The organism is Sporosarcina pasteurii (assembly GCF_041295575.1).
Lineage (GTDB): Bacteria > Bacillota > Bacilli > Bacillales_A > Planococcaceae > Sporosarcina > Sporosarcina pasteurii.
Map to the genome: position 1 here is coordinate 1,108,009 of NZ_CP160452.1, position 17,714 is coordinate 1,125,722.

Here is a 17,714-nt window from a genome sequence, read left to right on the forward strand (position 1 = left end):
AGAAAGCTTCCTGCTTTTTTCTATTTGATTTTGTAGGGATTCAATCAATTTGAATGTTTAGGTGGCATTCGTATATCTGAAATTGGTAAACTCCATTTCTACTAGACTGAATGAATTCCGGTGATGCCACTGTTTCGATGTTTTCTTAGCGGGTATGAGGAGGTTTTTAATATTAAAAAAACCATGCCGCATAACACGGCATGGCATCTTTCTTAATTAATCCTACTTATTTTTTCCGTTCCCATGTTTCCAAAACCCGATGGCTGAACCTTCACGGCTGGAATCAGCTGCTCCATAATAAAGCCCTGTATCTGGATCTACCATAATTGCTTGCACGTTACCAATTTCACCGGGTGCTGCATTCCACCTATGTCCCATTTGAGTTAAGCGTTCGCGTGCTTCATCCGGAACGCCTTGCTCCCAGCGAATATTTGGATATTGGTTACTGTAAATTCTCGGTTCTTCAATGGCATCTTTCAAGTCCAAGTCATAATCTACTACGTTCAAGATTGTTTGCAAGACAGATGTGATGATAGTTGGTCCACCCGGTGAGCCGACTGATAAATAAGGCTTGCCATCTTTCAACAGCATAGTTGGTGACATACTGCTAAGTGGGCGTTTATTTGGCTGTACTTCGTTAGAACCACCAGGCACCGCATCAAAGTCAGTCAACTCATTATTTAGCATAATTCCATATTCAGGTACCATAATCCCCGTACCGAAAAGTTGTTCAATTGTCGTTGTAAAGGTAACGAAATTTCCCCATTTATCTGCGACAGCAAAGTGAGTGGTTTGTCCAATCGCTTTTTCATCGTTCTGTTCTATGTTAGAAGGTGTCCGGCCATCTTCGTATTTCCAAGGATTTCCTGGTTGTACGTTAGTGTTAGCCTGATCCAAACTGATTAAGCTGCTTCTCTCAGCAATATAATCCGGATGCAATAATCCTTTAGTAGGAACATCGATATATTCAGGGTCACCCATATATGCACCTCTATCTGCATACGCAAGATGCATGGCTTCTGCTAATAGGTGATATTTTTCCGGCGAGCGGATGCCATACTGGCTAATGTCAAATGGCTCCAACAACTTTAAGATTTGTAAAACTGTCAGACCACCAGAACTCGGAGGCGGCATCGAAGCAACCTCGTACCCTTTATAGTCCGCGTAAAGTGGCTCGTCAATTGTTAATTCATAATTATTCAAGTCATCCAACGTCATGCTACCGCCAAAATCTTGTACAGTACCGGCAATCGCCTCTCCAATTTCTCCGTTATAAAAAACGTCCAGTCCTTGCTTTTGAATGAGCTTGTAAGTTTTCGCCAAATCTTTTTGAACGAGAAGGTCTCCTTCTTTCAATGGCTGTCCATTTGGTAAGAACACGTCCTTGGCAGCAGATTTTGCGAGTTTGTCCTTGTTATCTTCAATTGACTTTGCCAATGGCCAGTTAACTTTGACACCTTTGTCTGCGAGCTTAATGGAAGGTTGAATTAACTGGTGAAACTTTTGCGTTCCCCATTTTTCATGCGCTTCATACAATCCCGCCAATGTCCCAGGAACCCCAACAGCGTTACCGTGGATATGGCGTTCTGCAAATGGAATCGGTTTTCCGTTTTCATCAAGAAACATGTCTGGTGTCGCTCCTGCTGGTGCACGTTCTCGACTATTGATAATCGAAACGTCCTCCGTCTTCGCGTCATATACCATCATGAAACCGCCGCCGCCAATTCCTGACATCTCTGGCTCCGCTACATTCAGCGCAAACTGAATCGCAATCGCGGCATCCACCGCATTTCCACCGTTCTGTAGAACTTTGGCTCCGATTTTAGATGCTTCTGGATGTGCTGTAACGACCATCCCATCTTTTCCAACAGCCGTCTCATGCGATGCATCAAAATTGTTGGCGCTCGCAAATGATTGCGGATAAATCGGCACAAGCATGAGGGCAAGCAACAGAGACAGAAATGAAAAGCCCAATTTTCTCAATAAATACTCCTCCTTATTGTTAGTTCTTCTCAATTTCACAAAAACTTCTGAATAATGACATGAGGAGAAAAGGATAGGTGAAATGCATGAGAGGGAAGGGGAGCTTTATAAAATAGTCATAAGAACTTTCCAAGAAATGGGCGATTTATAAGAGGGACTTGGAAATTAGACCTAAGATTGCCAAATATGATGCTACTTAATCGAAGGGAGTTTAGTGAAAGGTGCCTGCGTAAAAATCGATTTGGACAATAAACTACAAGTGCATTTGCCATAGGCACCCTACATGAATTGAAAGTGGACCTTTTCCTGTGGAAGAGATTTTGAGAATAATCTACTGTGTTCCAAAATATAAGTTATTCGACAAAAATAGAACTTGTTTGGTGCATAAATCGACAGAATACTCACTCTGGGTAAGGTATGATATATCTACCAGATTAAATTCCTAGAAATTATAAACAGGCGCGGCTGTTTGCTTACTAATTTAATGATAGTTTATTAAATTTGTGCGCCTGAACGAAATATTAAAAAACAAAAAGGTAGTTTAACTACTTATTATAAAAATTTGGCGGGCGCGGAGGCGGCAGGAGAAGCTGGAATTGGAGAAGATATTAATTTCCACTTAGCGATTGCAAAGGCTTCAAACAACCCGCTTTATTGGAGATGATGATATTGATATCCAATCGCGTGGAAGTCTTTTTTATTCAGAATAGACCTAAAACTTTAATGGAAAATGAGCAAATAGAATATGTGAGTCATTTACAATCTTTGAAAGAACTTCATATTTACGGGCAAGGGATCTAGGAATGGAAAAGCTAAGAGAAAAAATCATTGAAGAGCTTATTCGTGCGCTAGGGGATCCATCGAGAATACTAACCGAGGATTTCGACTTATTTAGTTATTCATTCGATGCATCATTTGGGGTTTTTAAACCCGATTACGTTTGCCAGCCTCTTGAAACAGCTGAGGTCGTGTCTATTATTAAGCTAGCAGGAATGTATGAGATTCCAGTTGTGGCGAGAGGCACTAGTACTAGTTTAAGTGGAGGCCCGCTACCGATAAAAGGTGGTATTGTACTAGATTTTTCCTTATGGAATACTAAGCTGGAAATTGATCCGGAAAATTTAACAGCCATTGTTTCTCCAGGCGTTATTACAGCCGATATTAATGAAAAAGCTGACGAGTTTGGATTGTTTTATCCGCCCGATCCGAGCAGTGCCCATGTATCAACAATTGGCGGTAATCTTGCTGAAAATTCCGGGGGTCCAAGAGGGTTAAAATATGGGGTGACAAGAGACTACGTTTTAGGGTTAGAAGTAGTAACTGCCAAAGGAAAAGTCATTCGAACAGGTGGAAGCACTGTAAAGAATGTAACAGGATTTGATTTAACAAATTTAATAGTTGGTTCTGAAGGAACTCTTGGAATTATTACGGAAGCAATCTTACGGCTTATTCCAAAACCGGTCGCAACGAAAACAGCTATGGTCTCGTTTGATGACCTTGTAGATTCAGGTCGTGCTATTTCTAAAGTGCTTCGTTCAGGGATCATGCCGTCAAAGATGGAAATCATGGATCAGCATTCGATTATAGCCGTAGAAGAGCATGCTTTGCTTGGATTGCCTACTGATGTTGAAGCGATATTGCTCATTGAATTGGATGGACATCCATTGGCATTAGAAAAGGAAATGGAGCTTGTTTCAAATGCTTGTATGATGGTGAATGCCAGACATGTGCAAGTAGCAAAAGATGATCATGAAGCAGCACAATTTTGGCGAGCTAGAAAGCTCGTTTCGCCAGCAATCGCGAAAATAAAGCCAACGAAAATTTCAGAGGATGCTACTGTGCCGCGAAGTAAAATTCCGGAAATGTTTCAACAACTGAAGAGGATTAGAGAAAAATATAATCTTCATCTTGTCGTCTTTGGACATGCGGGGGACGGGAACTTACATCCGAATATCATTGCTGACGCACGTGATAAGGATGAAATGCGGCGTGCTGAAAAAGCAGTTGAAGAGATATTTGAAACTGCAATCCGACTGGGCGGGACGTTGTCAGGGGAACACGGCATCGGAAATATGAAATCCCCATTTATGGAGATGGAATTAGGGAAAGATGGACTTCATATGATGAGGCTCATTAAAGAGGCATGGGATCCGCAAAATATATTAAATCCCGGAAAGATTTTTCCTGAACCGGGTCAAGGATTTGAGTTGAGTCATGACTAGTGAAACGGGGTTAAGAGAGAAATTAGCATATAACGAAACATTTAGCTGTGTCCAGTGCGGGTATTGTTTACCTGCATGTCCAACATACATTTCATTTGGAAAAGAAACTCATTCTCCGAGGGGACGAATCAACCTTGTGAAAATGGCGGCAGAAGGGAAAATTTCCATTCATGACATGGCAAATCCGATTGATCTTTGTTTAGGTTGCCGTGCATGTGAAACTGTATGTCCTACGAATGTTGAGTACGGGAAAATTCTAAGTTCTGCAGTTGATGTATTGGCTGAGTATAGGAAGAAAGAGAGAAGTAGGAAGAGTAGATTGATGAGGAGTATTATTCTTCATCATACTTTACCGAATAAAAAAATATTAAAGTTGATTGGGCAAGGGCTCTATGTTCTTCAAAAGACGAAAATGACAACTGTTTTAAGGAAATCTAACATTATGTCGGCATTTCCTAAAGCTATTGAAAGTATGGAAGCAATTACACCGGAAATAGTACTTCCGGTGAAAAGAAAGCGTAAAGGGAACAGTGAGATTCGCGATAAGCAATTGAGAATCGGCTTTTTTCCGGGATGTGTGATGGATACATTTTTTGCTCATGTAAATGATCTATCTATTAAATTATTAGAGTCTGCTGGATGTGAAGTCATAACTATTCAGGAGCAAGGCTGCTGCGGCGCTCTTCAACATCATGCAGGAGAGAAAAAACAAGCGATTTCACTCGCTAAACAAAATATTGAAGCCTATGAAAAATATGATTTTGATTACATCGTGAACGCAATCGGCGGTTGCGGGGCTGCACTTATCGAATATCATTTGCTATTTGATAGTACGGATACTTGGCATTCGCGTGCTAAGAAATTTGTAGAAAAGAACAAAGACATAAGTGAAGTTTTATCTATGTTAGATTTGTCATTCAAAAAAGACATAGATAAAGTTGTCTCTTATCAGCCATCTTGTCATTTAACAAATGTGCAAGGTGTTGTTGAAGAACCAATACAACTATTGCAACGTATTCCTGGAATTACTTATGTAGCAATGCAACAAAAAGATATGTGCTGCGGATCGGCTGGAATATACAACATTGTTCATCATGAAGAATCACTTCTTATCCTGGATAACAAGATGAAGTATGTGAAGAAAAATGTCCCTGACGTAATTGTTACGACAAATCCAGGTTGTCATCTACAGATGTTATTAGGGATTAAGCGAGAAGGTATACAAGATAAAATTAAAGTTGTTCATCTGGTTGAACTTATAGCGGAAGCGTGTGATGTTGGGTGAAGAGAAAATGGCAGGGAATATAGATGGTTTCTTCTGTATATATAAACCCTATAGAGCAGTCTTCATTTGTCTGCTCCATAGGGTGATAGTATAACATTGTCAAACTCGTTCTTTAAATTAACATACCAGCAATTGCTGCACTTAATAGGTTCGCCAACGTTGCAGCAATAATTGCTCGCATTCCAAGCTCCGCAATATCCTGTCTTCTTGACGGCGCCATTGCACCTAATCCACCGATTAACATGGCGAGTGCTGAAAGGTTTGCAAAGCCACAAAGTGCAAAACTAATCATCGCTACACTTTTAGGAGATAAGTTTGCAATTTCAGCGGCAAATGAAGTGTAGGCAACAAACTCGTTTAGTACAAGTTTTTGACCAATAAAAGAAGCCGCTTGTAATGCTTCTTCCCACGGTACGCCAATGAGAAGGGCAAGGGGGAAGAATAGATAACCTAAAATCTGTTCTAGTGTCAATGATTCAAGTCCGAAAATTCCGCCTATTGACCCGATAATTGTATTCGCTAAAAAGATAAGCGAGATAAAAGCAATTAATAACGCCCCAACACCGACTGCTATTTTCAGTCCATCCATAGCGCCGCGAGAAGCTGCGTCGACAATATTTCTCGATTCCTCGTCCTTAACCATGACTACACTTTCATCTGTATCGATCTTTTCAGTTTGGGGAACGATTATTTTTGCGAATAATAATCCTGCTGGAGCGCCCATAAATGCTGCAGCTAGTAAATAATTAATCGGAACACCGAGCATCGCATATCCACCTAAAACGGCACCTGATACACACGCCATTCCACCGACCATAACGGCAAATAATTCGGATTTAGTCATTTTCTCGATATATGGCTTAACGACCAATGGCGCTTCAGTTGGACCTAGAAAAATATTTGCGGCAGCTGACATGGATTCAGTATTACTAGTCTTAAGTGCTTTTGCCAAAAGTCCACCGATGACTTTCGTTGCAAACTGCATGATCCCGAGATAATAAAGTACAGAAATTAATGAAGCGAAGAAAATGATGATGGGTAGTACTTGAAATGCAAAGGTAAAGCCTGCGCCTTCTATGTTCAAGACGCCCCCGAATAAAAACTGAATACCAGCATTAGAGGAGTCAATCACTTTTTGAACAATCCCTGAAAGAGCTTCAATGATTGTTCTTCCAAATTCCCATTTCAATACGATAAATGCAAAAACAAGTTGAATCGCTAAAGCGCCAAAAACAGTTCTTGGATTAATAGATTTACGTGCTGTAGATAATGCGAATGCGATTGCTAAAATTCCGATAATCCCTACTATTCCAGATATATACTGCATAATTTCTCCCCAATCTATGTGTATGAAATATATATAAATAAGTTCTAAATTTTTATGAGTAAATGACTTCTGTTGTTTCAAATCGGCAGGAGTCTAAACTTCCGCTGATTTAAACAATCGGATTTAAAATTATTTAGAATTCTCGCCGGTTACTCGACGAGCCAATTCCGTCATGTAATCGAAGAAAGCATCGCGATCTACATCATACACAACATTTACCGGTCTACCATCAGCTGTTTCAACTGTACGTCCTTGACTTGGGCCATCCGTGATAACAGTACTGTTAATTGTTTCTACTTTCACAAGATCTTTTTTGCCGATTGTTGCAGTCGTTAGCACGTCCCATAAATAGTAAGTTGAGTTCGTTGAGAAATGCACGAGCGGCGGTACCATCGCATAACATTGACCGAGGAAGTCCACCCCGATATGGCTACGCTCTTTTGCCCAACGTTCACGTACATCTAATGTTAATGGCACTTGGTTTGTACTTTCGAGTGCGACTAAATCGATTTCAATATCTGTTTCCCATACGCGACCCGCAGCTTCTGGATCCCAGAATACGTTCCATTCAGCCGTTCCATCATGTTCAGGTTCTGCCACATTGCCTGCCTCTCTAAACGTACCGCCCATCCAAATGAGTTTTTCAATTTTCTCTTCGATATCCGGTGCGATGTCTAGTGCGCGTGCAAGGTCTGTCAAAGGTCCTGTAAATAATAGAGTCGTTTTTTCATCTCTGTTACGAATTGCATCGATCATATGCAGATGTGCTGGCTTTTCTGCTACTGGTGTGCGTATTTCTCCAGATTCGTTTAAAATCGGTAGCGCATCTACGTAAAAAGCATGCATACGCCAATCTTTTGGAAAAGGATTTTTACCACGTGAATTTGACTCTGATACATCTAGGCCGCCGTTTCCAAAGCGGTCGATAATTTTACGACTAGCAAATACCGCTGGCTCTAAATAGCAATCGGCGGGAATTACGGATACACCTGTCAATTCTACGTTATCCATTTTAAGTAATAAAAATAGTGAAACGAGATCATCCACTCCACCATCATGATTGAAATAAATAGGTTTCTTTGTCATTCAAATTCGCTTCCTTTTCACTTGGAATTATATTGCCGAAAATAATAAAAGAACCGAGATAGATTTCTCTACCTCGGTCCTTTTTACATTTAGAAATACTGGAATTGTATTATTAAAAAATAATACATTCCAGTCGTTCTTCATGTAGTCCGGTCTTTTACGGTTACCAGGTAGAAACGCTTAGACCATATTTCTAAGCATATACATTCAAGAAGCTTCTATTCAGTTTTTCGACTTTTATAAAGTAGCATCCTATTTTAAACGGGTCAATAGATAGTGTAGATGTTATTTTATTTCGATAATTGCACATCACTTGACGAATAGGAGTAAAACAACATGTATGCGTATTCAAATATTTTTTTTGTTTGGGAAAGTGGCGGCAATTGTTAATCACTTATGAAAGGCTGTATCCATTGCAAAATAGTATAAATGATAGGGAGGGTAATAAAACAGAGAAGTGTAGTGAGGATAACGCCGAATGATGCAAAAGAAGTATCTGCACCAAATTTTTGTGCATAAACAGAAGTAGTTGTCGCACTCGGCATGGCAGCTGTCAGTATAGCAACGATGATTAGCGAATGTGGAACAGACAGAAAAATAAAAACAAGTAAGCTTAAAGGAACTATCATTAATTTAAGTATGGCCGCGATCCAAATATACTTGTTTTTCCCATACTGTATAAAATCTTTTATTCGAATATCTGCAAGAAAACTCCCAATCAAAATCATCGATAAAGGAACCGTCATTTTCCCAACATTTTCAAATGTCGTCAAAATGATGTCCGGCCAACTAAGCGGAAGAAATAGCATACATACGCCAACAAGTGTTGAAAGGATCCCGGGATTGAAAAATAACATACGCCAATTTACACTTCGGTCATGCATCGTAAATATATAAATCCCATACGTCCAAATTAAAATTAAGTAACAAATATTAAATATCGTTAAGTAAATAACTCCTTGCTCAGCCATCAAAATATGAATAACGGCAAACCCAATAAATCCTTGATTGCCGAAGATAATTAAGCTCTCAAATACGCTTTTTTGTTCGTTAGGAAGTGCGGCTCTTTTTCGTAGTCTAGCCGCAATGAACACGGATAGAGAAAGTACAAAAATAGACATCATGACAAGCCAAATAAAATCGATTAACAATTCAATGGAATAAGTCGTTTGAAGCGAGAACAAGATTAGGGCAGGCAAAGTAACATATAGCATGAGCTGTGTCATGACCTGATTTGCATGTTGATTGAATACGCGTAATTTGCGAGCAGTAAAGCCAATAATCGCCATCATATAAAGCGGCATCATCGCTAACACAAAATCGCTAATGGGTAGCAAAACTGTAGCTCCTTTAGACTGTTTTTGTAATTTATGGTTACAGAAGAGAAAAGGTGAAAAGAGTGATGGGTATCTGTAGAACCTTGATTGGTGACAGTCACTCACACAACTTAAGCACTATTCTGACAACGTTGATGGAGTGGTTACGAAACTTCGATTGAGGAGGTTTTGTTGGCACGCTCTTAGTGGTTCTTTTTCTGCTAAATTACGGGGACTCGTGCAAGACATGATTCAGGAAATGAACACAATTGTATATAAAAAATTAAAAGGCCAATCAATTTAATATTTGATTGGCCTATGTTTGTATGGTTACCTTAAGTTAAAGATTATAATTGCACTTTGCGTAGGCACCGTTATTCATCACGCTTAAGTGAATATCTGTTTTCCGCATAAGACAACTCTAAGTTTTCTCGTAATGTAGTCCCTTCGTATTCTGTCCGGAATATTCCACGCTTTTGTAGGATAGGAACAACTTGATCAACAAATGCAGTTAATTCGCTTGGCAAATTAGCAATTAACATAAAACCATCTGCCGCGTTCTGCTCGTACCACGCTTCGACAAGATTCGCGACTTGCTCAGGTGTACCCATAAAAGGTGTGCGGGGTGTCGCTTCTCTAAACGCTACTTGACGAAGGGTTAAGTTTTGCTCGCGTGCTTCAGACTTAATGCGGTCCGTATCGCTTCTGAAACTATTTTTGCCAATGCATCCTATATCCGGGAAAGGTTCATCCAATGGATATTGGGAAAAATCATGATGCTCAAATAGGCGACCTAAAAAAGCGAGTGCTTGTTCAATTGTCACCAAGCTAGCAAGTTCTTCGTATTTCCGTTCCGCTTCTTCTTCTGTATCTCCAATAATCGGGCTAATTCCTTGTAAGACAATCACGTCGTGAGGGTTACGACCAAGTTTAGCTGTTTGCTCTTTCACGTCAACATAATATTGCTGCGCCTCTTCTAAAGTAGGCATAATGGCGAAAACTGCATCTGCTTCTCGTGCGGAAAACGCAATCCCTGCTGCTGATGAACCAGCCTGAAAGATTACTGGTTGTCCTTGCGGCGAACGCGCGATATTCAACGGTCCTTGCACAGAGAAAAACTCACCTTTGTGATTCAATATATGTAATTTTTTGGGATCAAAAAATTGTCCAGACGCTTTATTGCGAATAAAAGCATCATTTTCCCAAGAATCCCATAAGCCTTTCATAACTTCAACGAACTCGGCAGCCATCTGATAACGCATCGCATGGCTTGGATGATCTTTTACTTCTTTACTAAAATTTAATGCCGTCTTTTCCAGTCCTGACGTCACCGCATTCCATCCCGCTCGACCTCCACTTAACATATCTAGTGAAGCAAACTGTCGCGCCGCTGAAAACGGTTCACTATAGGAAGTCGATAATGTGCTCACTAGTCCGATGTTTGATGTCACCGATGCTAGTGCGGAGAGAATCGTGAGCGGTTCAAATCGATTCAAATAATGTGGGTTCGATTTTTCGTTGATGTATAAAGCATCTGCAATGAAAACAAAATCAAATTTCCCACGTTCTGACGTTTGGGCTTGCTGTTTATAAAAATCAAAACTTACACTAGCATCTGATGGCATAGTAGGGTGTCGCCAATCGGAAATCTTCTCACCAACCCCGTGAATCATCGTTCCTAACTTCAACTTCCTTCTTACGTGCATCGTACTCTCTCCAGTCATGTGGCTTGTTAGTATGAATTATGGTAATCATCCATTATCTAAAATTATCATATGTGTCATGCTCGGTGTCAAGACAGAAGGTAAAGTGATGGGTATCTGTGCGAAAAAACTATTCAGACAGTAAACTACAATTATATGCCAAGTTTCGTACCTGTCACTCATTCAAACATGTTAATTCAAACAATCATGTTTGTTTGGGGGATTGCACCTAAAAGAAGACCATTTTAAAAAGAGTGATCGATTCGCAAAGCCATCGATCACTCTTTTAATCATTGCGTTTCTAAACTTTCCATACGCTGTTTCTTCGCTTTCTTAAAATGAAACAACTCATAGAGGACCGGAATAATGATCAATGTCAACAACGTTGAAACGGTCAATCCTCCGATGACCACTACCGCTAAACCTTTTGATACTAAGCTGCCCATTTCCTCTTTTCCCATTAACAGTGGAATCATGGCAAAAATCGTTGCCAATGCTGTCATGACGATGGGACGGAGGCGAGTCGCGCCCGCTTCAAGCAAAGCTTCTCGAATCGACATTGTTGCCTCATTTTGTCTAACCCGGTCTAGTAAGACGATTGCGTTCGTTACGACAATGCCGATTAACATTAACGCACCAATCATGGCCCCGATATCTATAGGCGTTTGAGCAATTAATAATCCGAAAACGGCTCCGATGACTGCCAATGGCAATGTGAATAAAATGACTAACGGGGCGCGTAATGTCTTAAATGTCATCACCATAATTAAGTAAACGAGACCGATAGAGACCGCCATTAACTGAAATAGCTCTGCGAATTGATCGGCTTGTGCACTTGCTGCTCCGCCCATTTCAATCGAAATCCCATCTGGCAATGAAAGAGCAGCCGTTTTTTGTGTGATTTCGTAGGAGATTTTGGATAAATCTTGTGAATTTACATCAATCGTTACGCGAACATATTCTTTTCCATCTTTCCGTAATACACTTGTCGGCTTATCCGCTTTATCGATTTCCGCAATGGACGAAAGGGGAACGAGTTGTTCATTGACGATGACTTGGATTTCATTCAGTTCATAATCTGTCTTCGGGTGGATGGAACTGTCTAAATAGACCATCGTATTTTGGTTTTCCAGCTTAATCGTTCCGAGGGGAATTGGATTTAACAACAACTGCACTTGTCTTGCAACTTCTTCTGCATTAGCTATTTTCTGATCAATGACGATGTCGTAAACAGTTTTAACATCACTTTGATTGCTCGAAACCTTTCTAACGCCTGTAATTCCTTCTATTTCATCCATGACCTGATCTGCTGCCGTTCCTAATTGGGACGCATCATTTCCTACGATATCGAGTGAAATGGTCGAACCGCCTGAAGACATCATTGAAACGAAAGAGACTTCCATTTCGGCTTGAGGATAGAGCTTTTTTAGCTGATCAATTTCCCTGATTAATTTTTTCGTACTTGCACCGCTTTTCATCACAACATGGAAACGTCCCGAATTTTGTGCGTTCACTTCACTAAACTCGGCATCTTCTGGGTTTGATCCGAGGAAGAGAATGACTTCTTCTACGTCAGAATGCCTCATAAAAAAATTTTCTAATTGTAAAACCTCTTCTTTGACTGTCGTAAATGGTACTTCATCTGGATACGAGAGTGATAGAACGACGTCTTGATCAGTCGCATCTTCGGTTCCTTTTGGCATTGCAAAATATAAGCCAATTGAGCCAATAAAAATGAGGATTGACGTTACAAGTGGTATCCATTTATGACGTAGACACCAATCCAAAATTCGGATATATCGCCTCGGTGTCTTATATGCAGGCAATTTTCCTTTTTGCAGTAGGCCTGTGCTCATTAACGGTACGACAATCAATGCGACGAGTAAGGACGATAAAAGCGCATACGTAATCGTTAAGGCGAACGGCAATAAGAGATCTTGCATCGATTTTACAAGCCCCATTGGTAAAAAAACAGCGACGGTTGTTAACGTAGAAGATGTAATGGCAGACGCAACTTCTTTTGTCGCTTCAACAATGACTGGCTTCGAAAAATCTCCATTTTGCGCTTTACGAAAAATGTTTTCTATGACCACAATACTATCATCGACTAATCGACCGACCGCGACTGCAACTGCACCGATTGTTAAAATGTTTAACGTAATGTCTGACAGCCACAGTAATAATAATGTCAACCCGAGTGATAGAGGGATACTAATGACAGTAATTGCTGTCATGCGAATATGGCGCAAGAAGACAAATATGATAATTGTTGCAAACAATGCACCTAGCAGAACGGCTTGCATCATGCTGTCAACAGAGTTGACGATAAAATCAGAAAACGAAATCAGCATGGCTGCTTCAATCGTTGACTTGTGATCCACATTCACTTGCTGGATCGCGTTCTCTACTTTTTTACCGATTGCGACGGCATTGGCATTCGGTTCTTTATAAAGCACCAAGGCAATAGCCTCTTTGCCATTCACATGTGTGAAAAAAGTGGAACTGGAATCCGCAACGTCAACAGTCGAAATTTCTTTTAATGAAATCCCTGGAACAATTTCTAATGCTTCCAATGAGGCAATCCCGTCAATTTGGCCGACAATTTTAATATTCGTTGTTTTGTCATCAATCGTTGCTTCCCCGACCGATACAGCCAGATTTTTCCCGTGAAGGATGCCTAGAAGCGCTTGAAGTGGAATTTGATACGTTGCTAACTTTTCTTGATCCACCGTCACGTTCACTTGTGTTTGTTGACTGCCGTAGACTGAAACATTCGAAACGCCAGAAATTCCTTGGAACTTCGGAATGACTTCATTGTCGACTTTCTCCATGGCATTCGAATCGATGCCACCTGGAAAGGAGAGTCCAATTTGCCACAATGGAATCATATCGATATTTAATTGTGAAACGATTGGCTTCGAATAACCTTCTGGTAATGGAATGCTGTTGACTGCTTCCTGCACTTGTGTCTTTGCTTCTTTCATATCAATCGATGCATCCAGTAAGATATCTACAGAGGTGAAGCCATCTGCAGCAGTGGAAAACACATCTTTTTTCCCTTTCACAGACCCGATTGCTTTTTCAATCGGCTTTGTCACTTGCTCAGCCATCGTTTCCGCATCGGTATCTTGCCCAATCACGATGACCGTCACCATCGGATTATCCGCAGGCGGTAAAAACTCCTTAGGCACTGTGAAATAACTGACAATCCCCAGTACTAGCGACAAAACAACCATCAAAATCACAGCAGCCTTATTCTTAAATGCCCAATTTGTAAAACGTATCAAAGCCCCACGCCCTATTCCCTAGAATTTATAAAACCTTCCACATTAAACTTATTGTAATCAGGAGGCAGTTATAACAAGCTAAGGAATGAATTTTGGATTGGACTTAGGTCGTAATGACGAATCACTGTGCTGAATACAATTTGTATCAAAATCTCTTTTAATTTAAAGAAAAAAAATTAATGATACTCCCCAACACCGAAAACTCATAACCGAGTTCGGTGTTTTTTATGTTTAAATCACTCCGATTAAAAATCTTTTTAAACTATTTTTCAATAAATGTATCCTTTTTCGTTATAACTCTCTATATAAAGGATGAAGAGGGTGTTCATTAATTAAAACAAAGCGGGGGGATCAATATGAATAAAGGTTGGATAAAATTGCATCGGGGAATTATGGACAAGCCAATTTGGACGGAGTCGACACCAGAACAAAAAGTGGTGCTTATTACGTTATTAATGATGGCAAATCATAGTGAAAAACAATGGGAATGGCGGGGCAAACCTTTTACTGCGCGTCCGGGCCAATTTGTCACATCTCTGCCTAATCTTGCTCAGAAATGTGGGAAGAATTGTAGCGTACAAAAAATCCGCACAGCACTCAAAAGATTTGAAAGATACGGATTTCTAACAGACGAATCAACAGCCCATAATCGGCTCATAACCCTTGTCAACTGGGGCGTTTACCAAGGGGGAACTGAAATTGCAACAGCCGAATCAACAGACGATCAACAGACGGCTAACAGACACTTAACAGCTAACAAGAATGTAAAGAATGAAGAGAATGAAAAGAAAAGTAATCGTCGAAAACAAGTTTACGACGAATCTTCTATTTTTTATCAACTTGCTTTGGCGCAGTTTGAGGAGATCCAAATGAATCAACCTCACGCGAAGGAACCGAACTTTCAAAAGTGGGCAAATGATTTCAGGTTGATTGTCGAGCGAGATGATAGGACAGTTGAACAAATTACGTATTTGATGAAATGGGCTATGGGGCATTCATTTTGGCACTCTGTGATTCTATCTCCATCCTCTTTAAGGCGACATTGGGACCGTTTAGTCGCCCAGATGAAACAAGAACGAGCGTTGGCAAACGAAAAAGTTGTCTCCATACCGAAAAAGCAAATTCAAGAATTCAGTTTAGATCTTACGAAGGGGGAATCCATATGATTGCGGAAAAAGCTGTACTCGGCGCAATGTTGAAAGAGAATTATTTAATTACCGAATCTAACTTGAATGTAATGCAATTTACTGATCCAGTAAACAAAATGATTTTTCAATCAATGATAGAGCTTCGTAAGGCCGGTAAAACCGTTGATATGATTACGTTGCTGACGTCTTACAGTCCGCAAGATTTAGGCGGTGCGAATTATTTGAATGACCTGACCAACTATGCGCATCTTGAAAGGTTTGATAATCATGTTGGCGAGTTGTTGGACGTATGGCGGGAGCGGGAGAAGAAAAATGTGCTGCATGTTTCGGCGCATGAAGATTGGTCGATTGACAAGATTACGGCTGAACTGACGGCACTAACCGATAATCGGGTCAATGATCATTCCGACATCTTGTCAATGCTGGTGGACGTTTATGAAGATGCATTTATTGAAAAGGACATAAAGGAAGGGGCCCCTTCAGGCATTGACAAATTAGATGATATGACGAATGGATTCCAGGACGGGGAATTAACAATCTTGGCGGCCAGGCCGTCTATGGGAAAGTCGGACGTGATGCTACATATCGCGAAGCAATCTGGTTGGAAAGGCTATTTACCGATCATCTTTTCACTTGAAATGTCGGACAGTAGTTTGAGAGATCGACTCATTGCATCCACTGGACGATATTCAAGAAGCCGCATGCGAAATCCATACAGTATGTTAACGGACCGTCAAAAAGAAATTTGGCCTCAAGCAATCGGGTTATTGAGTGAAACGAAGATCCAGATTTTTGACCGCAGCAGGCAAACGGTTCCAGAAATGCGCATGAAAATACGCAAAATGATGAGTGAACATCAAGGGATGAAACCACTTATTTTAATTGACTATTTAACACTGATTCATTCGGATGAAAATAAACAGAATATGCATTTGCAAGTATCTAGCATTACGAAAGAGTTGAAAGCTGTTGCTCGAGAGTTTGATTGTCCAGTGATCACGTTGGCGCAATTGAGTCGTGCTGTGGAACAGCGGCAGGATAAACGTCCCATCATGGCAGACCTGCGCGAATCTGGATCGATTGAGGAAGATGCGGATGTCATTGTATTTTTGTATCGCGATGCGTATTACACAAAAGACGAGGACGACAATTTGATGGAAATGATTGTTGCGAAAAATCGAAATGGCCCAGTTGGCACTGCTGTCGCGCAATACAACAAATATACCGGGGAGGTACTGAATGGTGAGCCAATCAGTGAAAGAGTTGTTGTATGATGCCGTTTATTATGACGAATCGTTTTTAGCCCATGCAATTTATTTCGCGGTGCAAAAAGGATTTGTGCATCTAGAGGATCCAGAAAGCAAAATCCCTTATGAGCAATTGGATTATACAGCTATTTTGAAAATGCGCGATGAAAATCAATTGAAGATGTGCGGTGTAAAATTTTATATCATTCCCATGGCGTCTAAAAAATTTGCGCTTTATCTAGCGGAAAGGGATGATGAAGCGCGTGCTGAGCACCGACGGATTTATGGGGAGGTTGCGCGTAACGTTTTAGACATGAGCGATAAAATGGACACGTCAACTTATTGTGAGGAAACGAAAAAGTGGCAGTCGTTTCGGGAGTTGAAAAGGGAGGTGGTTGAGTTTCCGTATTATGCGGGGGAGATTTGGGGGCGCGGAGCGAGATTATAAGAAGCAAATATAGTTTTGAGCGCCTGCATCAAATCCATTTTAAACTAGCAATGTCATGTCAATTGCCAGGTCCTAAAACAATTCAGAATTAAATTAGAACCTGGTACTTTTTCACGAGTATCTGCAAGACGACCAGCAGGCAACATGAAGAAAACTATTTCAAAATGCTGCTTTTATACTATTTAATTAAGGTTTCTTCAAATGAATTCGTAATATCTATGGCGCACAATGTTTTGTTTTTTGTATAGTCAAGCGCACCTGTTCCCCCTAGATAAAAATCAATTTGTGGATGTTCAACGGCAAATTGGTCTAGGCTGTTTAACAAGTTTCGATCCGTTTCAAATGGAATTGTTGTTGTTGCTGATAATACGACTATTACTGGTTCTAATTTTTTTACAAGTGATTCAATTGAACCTGGTGCTGGAGAAGCGCCGATGAGAATGGTTTTCCAGCCTTGCATCATAAATTGCAATAAGAGAATATGCAAAGGGATTTCATGCTGCTCATAAGGAAGGCAGGCGCCTACAATTAAAGGAGCATCCTCTTTGTATCTGAAATTACGCCGAATTTGTACTAAAAAATCTCGTACGACAAGGCTTGAGACGGATTCTTGATATGCATCCCATTCTCTATTACTCCATTTACTTCCTATCTTATTCAAA

General features: G+C 40.5%; 12 protein-coding genes and 1 riboswitch. Of the genes, 5 read left to right on the top strand and 7 right to left on the bottom strand.

What is annotated here, in order from left to right; all coding sequences use genetic code 11:
• Positions 1-222: 222 nt before the first annotated feature.
• On the bottom strand, positions 223-1,938 hold the full coding sequence (ggt, locus tag AB1H92_RS05050) for a gamma-glutamyltransferase (RefSeq protein WP_115364108.1): 1,716 nt from the start codon (positions 1,936-1,938) through the stop codon (positions 223-225).
• A gap of 848 nt (positions 1,939-2,786) precedes the next feature.
• Here ggt and AB1H92_RS05055 point away from each other — a divergent pair.
• Both AB1H92_RS05055 and AB1H92_RS05060 read left to right on the top strand, forming a co-directional pair.
• Positions 2,787-4,205, top strand: coding sequence for an FAD-binding oxidoreductase (locus tag AB1H92_RS05055; RefSeq protein ID WP_115361853.1), 1,419 nt, complete (start codon positions 2,787-2,789; stop codon positions 4,203-4,205).
• Complete coding sequence (locus AB1H92_RS05060; protein WP_115361851.1) at positions 4,198-5,490, top strand: (Fe-S)-binding protein; 1,293 nt, start codon at positions 4,198-4,200, stop codon at positions 5,488-5,490. The genes AB1H92_RS05055 and AB1H92_RS05060 overlap by 8 nt, the downstream gene beginning before the upstream one ends.
• Positions 5,491-5,602: 112 nt before the next feature.
• On the opposite strand, the gene AB1H92_RS05065 is transcribed toward AB1H92_RS05060, so the two are convergent.
• From AB1H92_RS05065 to AB1H92_RS05085, 5 genes are all read right to left on the bottom strand, one after another.
• Positions 5,603-6,817 (bottom strand): NupC/NupG family nucleoside CNT transporter, encoded by a 1,215-nt coding sequence (locus AB1H92_RS05065; protein ID WP_115361849.1) that lies wholly within the window; start codon positions 6,815-6,817, stop codon positions 5,603-5,605.
• Positions 6,818-6,946: 129 nt separating this feature from the next.
• Positions 6,947-7,903 carry a nucleoside hydrolase gene (locus tag AB1H92_RS05070; RefSeq protein ID WP_115361847.1) on the bottom strand — a complete coding sequence of 319 codons (957 nt, stop codon included), beginning with the start codon at positions 7,901-7,903 and terminating at the stop codon, positions 6,947-6,949.
• Positions 7,904-8,028: 125 nt separating this feature from the next.
• Positions 8,029-8,130: riboswitch (purine riboswitch) on the bottom strand.
• Between the two features lie 159 nt (positions 8,131-8,289).
• Positions 8,290-9,240, bottom strand: a complete 951-nt coding sequence (locus AB1H92_RS05075) for an AEC family transporter (protein WP_243835720.1) — start codon at positions 9,238-9,240, stop codon at positions 8,290-8,292.
• A 353-nt stretch (positions 9,241-9,593) separates the two neighbouring features.
• Positions 9,594-10,925 carry an LLM class flavin-dependent oxidoreductase gene (locus AB1H92_RS05080; protein WP_115361845.1) on the bottom strand — a complete coding sequence of 444 codons (1,332 nt, stop codon included), beginning with the start codon at positions 10,923-10,925 and terminating at the stop codon, positions 9,594-9,596.
• A 287-nt stretch (positions 10,926-11,212) separates the two neighbouring features.
• Positions 11,213-14,209: an efflux RND transporter permease subunit gene (locus AB1H92_RS05085; protein WP_115361843.1), complete on the bottom strand. Its 2,997-nt coding sequence runs from the start codon at positions 14,207-14,209 to the stop codon at positions 11,213-11,215.
• Positions 14,210-14,565: 356 nt separating this feature from the next.
• Between AB1H92_RS05085 and AB1H92_RS05090 the strand changes: the two genes are divergently transcribed.
• The 3 genes from AB1H92_RS05090 to AB1H92_RS05100 are packed head-to-tail and all read left to right on the top strand — an operon-like array spanning position 14,566 to position 17,052.
• Positions 14,566-15,375, top strand: coding sequence for a DNA replication protein DnaD (locus AB1H92_RS05090; RefSeq protein ID WP_115361841.1), 810 nt, complete (start codon positions 14,566-14,568; stop codon positions 15,373-15,375).
• Positions 15,372-16,631 carry a DnaB-like helicase C-terminal domain-containing protein gene (locus AB1H92_RS05095; RefSeq protein ID WP_243835722.1) on the top strand — a complete coding sequence of 420 codons (1,260 nt, stop codon included), beginning with the start codon at positions 15,372-15,374 and terminating at the stop codon, positions 16,629-16,631. The genes AB1H92_RS05090 and AB1H92_RS05095 overlap by 4 nt, the downstream gene beginning before the upstream one ends.
• Positions 16,597-17,052 carry a hypothetical protein gene (locus tag AB1H92_RS05100; RefSeq protein WP_115361839.1) on the top strand — a complete coding sequence of 152 codons (456 nt, stop codon included), beginning with the start codon at positions 16,597-16,599 and terminating at the stop codon, positions 17,050-17,052. Before AB1H92_RS05095 ends, AB1H92_RS05100 begins: the two co-directional genes overlap by 35 nt.
• 178 nt (positions 17,053-17,230) lie before the next feature.
• Here AB1H92_RS05100 and AB1H92_RS05105 read toward each other — a convergent pair whose 3' ends face one another.
• Positions 17,231-17,713, bottom strand: a complete 483-nt coding sequence (locus AB1H92_RS05105) for a cobalamin B12-binding domain-containing protein (RefSeq protein ID WP_134268484.1) — start codon at positions 17,711-17,713, stop codon at positions 17,231-17,233.
• Between the last annotated feature and the right edge of the window lies 1 nt (position 17,714).